The sequence below is a fragment of the Arenimonas alkanexedens genome (assembly GCF_054781355.1).
The window spans coordinates 1-4506 of record NZ_BAAGUO010000013.1; the positions used below are offsets into that span (position 1 = coordinate 1).

Sequence of the window (4506 nt, forward strand, 5' to 3'; positions counted from 1 at the left end):
GGCTATTAGGATTCCAGTGTTGAATCGACTGGCCAGCCCTGAGATGGGTTTGGGTCGGATCCAGTGTTGGCGCGGTGGATTCCGCGAAAAGGCGATCCGTGCTGCCCGTGTGGATTTTTCTTCCGCCAAGCGGTTGAAGGCCCCCGGCCGGAACGCCTACGATGGCCGGGCCTTCACCACTCGCAGGTCCAGATGAGACTGATCGTGGCGTTCTTCGTCTGCCTGCTCGCCCTACCGCCTGCGTCAGCATCGGATCCGGCGCTGGCTGGCTTGAAACCCATCGAGTCAATCTTGGAGCGTCCGGTCGGGGAGGTCGACCTACTGGAAGCCAAGCTGGCCATCGATCACCTGATTTCGCCAGAGACGGCACCAGCTGCAGTCAGCCTGCAGATTGATGCCTTGGTCGCCAGCGTGAAGGGCCGCATTCCAACCGGGGCATCGAACCTCGGCAAGATCAATGTGCTGCTGTCGACCCTGTACGAGCCAGGCCCCTGGAATGGCGGCAGGCCGTTCCAGTACGATTTGGATGACCCGCTGGGCCGAGACCTTCAGAACAAGCTGCTCTCGGTCTATCTGACGACTCGCAAGGGAAACTGCGTCTCGATGCCAATCCTCTTTGCGATCGTCGGCCAGCGCCTGGGTCTGCCGGTGACCCTCGCCACCGCACCCAGCCACGTGATGGTCAAGTTCCGCGGAGATGACGGCGCTTGGCTGAACGTGGAGGCGACGGCCGGCGGCTTCAAATATGACAGCAGCTACGAGCGTGAGACCGGCATCTCACCTCGGGCCATCGAAACCGGGATCTACCTGCGGCCGCTCAGCCGCCGGGAATCCGTAACGGTAATGATGAGCTCGTTGATGGAACACTACGGTGAGACTGGCCTGCATGCCCAGCGCATCGCAGCGGCGGACCTGGCCCTCAAGATCGATCCGCGGGATGTGGTCGCCATGCAGCATAAGGGTGCGGCCTACTACCTGTTGCTTCAGGAGCGGTTCGTGCGCCGGTACCCGAACCCGAACCAAATCCCCGCCAACCAGCGGGCTGAATTCTTCTCGATCAGCCAGGAGAACCTGCGCTGGTATGCTGAGGCCGAGCGGCTCGGGTGGACGCCACCGTCGCCGGAGCAGGAAGCACGTTACCTAGAATCGATTCGGCGCGAGAAAAAGACCCGAGAGGCGAGGAACTGATCAATGAACACCAAGGCTGCTTTTGCTTACTTGGCCGCGTCTATGTTTGTAATGACCTGCGGCAATGCGCATGCCCGATTCCTGTCTGTGGACCCGGTGAAAGCGTCTGCGAACGACGGGGCGAACTTCAATCGCTACTGGTATGCAAACAACAACCCATACCTCTTCACAGATCCCGACGGCCGGGCAGCGATCATCACGTACAAGCAAGATGGCAGCATTAGTATTGCGGTGCCCATAAATTATTCTGGGCCTGGGGCTTCGGCTGCTAATACCAGTGCCATTGCAAGCGATACGGCCAGCACTTGGAGTGGTCAGTATTTCGTAGGGGGCAACACCACGAATGTCTCTGTGTCTGTAGTTGGCGTTGACGCAAATACTCCGGCTGGCGCGATCAACAACATCAGGCTTACGAATGGGCCCACATCAGATACTGCATCTCAAGGCGCATCTTTCGTTAACGGGGTGGGCGGGACCTCTGGCGAATGGAACACGACATCACCAGGGATGGGGCGGGGTGAAGGACCCCACGAAGTGGGACACCTTATGGGCGCCCGCGATCGATATTCCTCTGGCCTTGACGCAAACGGCAACCGCACGACTACGCCGGACCAGGGTTATTCGGGCAACATCATGGGCGAACTCAGTGGAACGCCCGACAGCAGGACTATCAATGAGGTGCTTAGTCACCCTGCAAACGTTATTGTTCGCGAACCCCCGCCGCCTCCGCCTCCCCCTTCAGGAGGTCGCTGATGAAGTGCGGAGTTTTGACGGCCATTGCGGTTGTATCGCTGACGGCTTGCAGCCCGCTAAGGGCAAGCAGCGAGCACCCGGATCGTTATGTCTATTGCAACGTCCACGCAAGCACCTTTTGCTTCGGCATCGCGGCTGGCGACACACTCAACATGACCATCCCTGTCGATTTCGTCCTTTACAAAGTGACAACGCTGCAGGGAGTTTCCGGAACCATCTATGTTGGTCGGCAACCAGAAGAGACTCTCGAAGACTCGATTGTCAATCGTCGCAGCTACAACGGACCCGGGTTTGACTATGAGTATAGAAAACTGAAGTCTGGCGAGTTCGAGATACTCTACCGAGCGCCGGATCAAAGTTCGGTCGTCGCCCATATCCGACTTAGAACGGCGGACGGAGAGGTTTCCGAGACATTGGTGGACTTTCTGGAAAATTTTAGGCCGTGCGTAGCGGCGTCAGCGACTTCGAGCTGCACAGACGCAAGCATTTTCGCGCAGTTGTTACGAGACGGGCTCTGACCTGAAATCAGGCGCCATTCCAATAAAGACTCGACTGGGCGAGTTCGATCCTAGTCGGTGAACAGCGCATACGATCGGTGGCTAGGAAAAAACGTTGAACTGGCGAACACCTGCATTTCTCGCTTTCGCCGCCATCGCGTTCTGCGTCAGCGTCTTTCTTTTCGAGATGCGGTACGTCTGGTTTGTCGACAAATCTGAGCTTGCGACGCTTCGCGTTGGATACGCAATTTTCGCACTGGTTATTATCGGGCTTTGGGCCTTCCTGCCCTCCAGGGCACTGGTTTTCTCCGTCGCTATCGCGGCGTTGCTGTTCCCGCATTTCTTCTTCGCTGGGGATTCGCGGGCCCTCGCAGGAAGAGGGATTGATCTCGCATCATTGAGTGTAGCTTTGGGGAGCGCACTCCTTTTTGCTTTAGCTACTCATCTCCGAAAAAAGAACTTCAAGCACCGATCAGAGCAGAGAAATGAATAGTAACCAAAGACTGCCCTGACACGGAACCATGTGTCTCGCTAAGCGCCAAAGGCGAAGGCCCGAAGCAAAGGTGAAAGTTCGTCAGCAATCTTCTCAGTCCCGGCGTCGTAGTATCCCTCGTCTACCAGGCGCTCGACGCGCGCACAGCTTGGCCCTCGACGGGCGCGGTTAGTGGAAGCCGCTAGTTGTCGGGGCTTATAGCTACCGGTTGCCCGACTGTATCCAATCCCCTCTGAGCTGCCGCCACTAGCTAGTTCGGCGTCGTAACCCGAGAGGTCGACAACTTGCCCGCGCTTGCCGTACAGCAGCTTCACTCGCATGACTTCGAACCCATAGCCGCGCCCCGTCCGCTGGAGCAGTTTGGAAATGCCGTTCGCCGCTTCGGTGAAGGCGTTCGTGTAACGGTGTTCAAAGTAATTCAGAATGATATCGCGGCTGTTGGAAACCGCGAGGGTCACCGACCGGAAATAACCCGATAGTTCCCTCGGCAAACCGTCGAGCCAAGCATCGAGCGCCTGCTCGGCGCTGTTGCGGTCAGAGGCATCGTATATCTGCAGGAACGACTCTTTCGCCTCGTAGGCGGCCACCAGGATCGGGAAGGGCTGTAGGGTCTCAAGCACCCGCTGGCGCTCAGCCTCGGAGAGCGTGCGATCTCGCTGCGCCAGCAGGCCCCGCTTGCGGAACATCCCGAGCCGGTCGCCGGTATCGAGGCCCTTGCGGGCCGCCACGTGCGCCTTGTCAAAGGCGTCCTGCGCCAGCCGGGCGACGTGGTAGCGGTCGGCCACGCGTACGGCTTTCGGCAGGTGCTTGCCAATCGCCGTAACGAAACCCAGGTGCAGATCCATGGCGACCACCTTCACCAGGTCCTTGTCAGGGAGCTGCGCCAGGTAGGCATTCAAGGGCTTGGCCTTCCGCGAAGGCAGCATGTCGAAGTACTCGCGCCGCTCCAAGTCCGTCAGGACCGTACACAGGACACCGGCTCGCTTGGCCTCATCGATTCCCATGATCCGGGGTGTGGCGATCGGGTGGTTCGTCCTGAGCCACGAGGAGAAGTCCAGGAAGACGCCACGCACGGTCTGCACATCGACGGCCACGTCGCGGGCGACGTCAGCGAAGGTGCGGATCAGCGCGTCCCGCGCGATGTAATGCACCAAGCGCTGGGTCATGTTGCGCTTCACCGAGAAACCCACCAGCGGCTCGAAGAAGGTCTTTCTGCAGACGCGACAGCGGTAGCGACGACGGTGGAACAAGATACGGACTGGCTGGCCGCGAATCGGGGCATCCGCGAATGCCTGATCCCGGGAATCATGCCGGTACGGATCGGTAGCCTGGCAGAGCACACAGGCTCCAGGCTCTTCCAGAACCTCTGCGTCGATATATCGAACGCCGTCTGACACCTTCGAAGACAGCGACTTGATGTTCTTCAGGTCTAGCAAATCCATGGGTTGGAATCCACACCGTAATCCATGACAGCATGTCACCGGGTCACGCCAGTTTCAACACCAGCTTCCATGACAGCCACTTTGACCGGTCGCAGGGACATGGTCTCGTTTCCACACCAGAATCCAAAAAGCC

Annotated in this window: 4 protein-coding genes; 3 read left to right on the forward strand and 1 reads right to left on the reverse strand. The window is 58.8% G+C overall.

Annotation, left to right across the window (positions count from 1 at the left end):
• Nucleotides 1-192 precede the first annotated feature (192 nt).
• The 3 genes from ACYVGY_RS13600 to ACYVGY_RS13610 all read left to right on the forward strand — a co-directional run bounded on the left by ACYVGY_RS13600 (nt 193) and on the right by ACYVGY_RS13610 (nt 2931).
• Nucleotides 193-1188, forward strand: a complete 996-nt coding sequence (locus ACYVGY_RS13600) for a transglutaminase family protein (protein WP_460458037.1) — start codon at nt 193-195, stop codon at nt 1186-1188.
• Nucleotides 1189-1191: 3 nt separating this feature from the next.
• A complete protein-coding gene (locus tag ACYVGY_RS13605) occupies nt 1192-1941 on the forward strand; it encodes an RHS repeat-associated core domain-containing protein (protein ID WP_460458038.1) in 750 nt (249 codons plus the stop codon).
• 612 nt (nt 1942-2553) lie between these two features.
• Nucleotides 2554-2931, forward strand: coding sequence for a hypothetical protein (locus tag ACYVGY_RS13610; protein ID WP_460458039.1), 378 nt, complete (start codon nt 2554-2556; stop codon nt 2929-2931).
• 38 nt (nt 2932-2969) lie between these two features.
• Here the strand turns inward: ACYVGY_RS13610 and ACYVGY_RS13615 are convergent, their stop codons facing one another.
• Nucleotides 2970-4373, reverse strand: coding sequence for an ISL3 family transposase (locus ACYVGY_RS13615; RefSeq protein WP_460458040.1), 1404 nt, complete (start codon nt 4371-4373; stop codon nt 2970-2972).
• Nucleotides 4374-4506 lie beyond the last annotated feature (133 nt).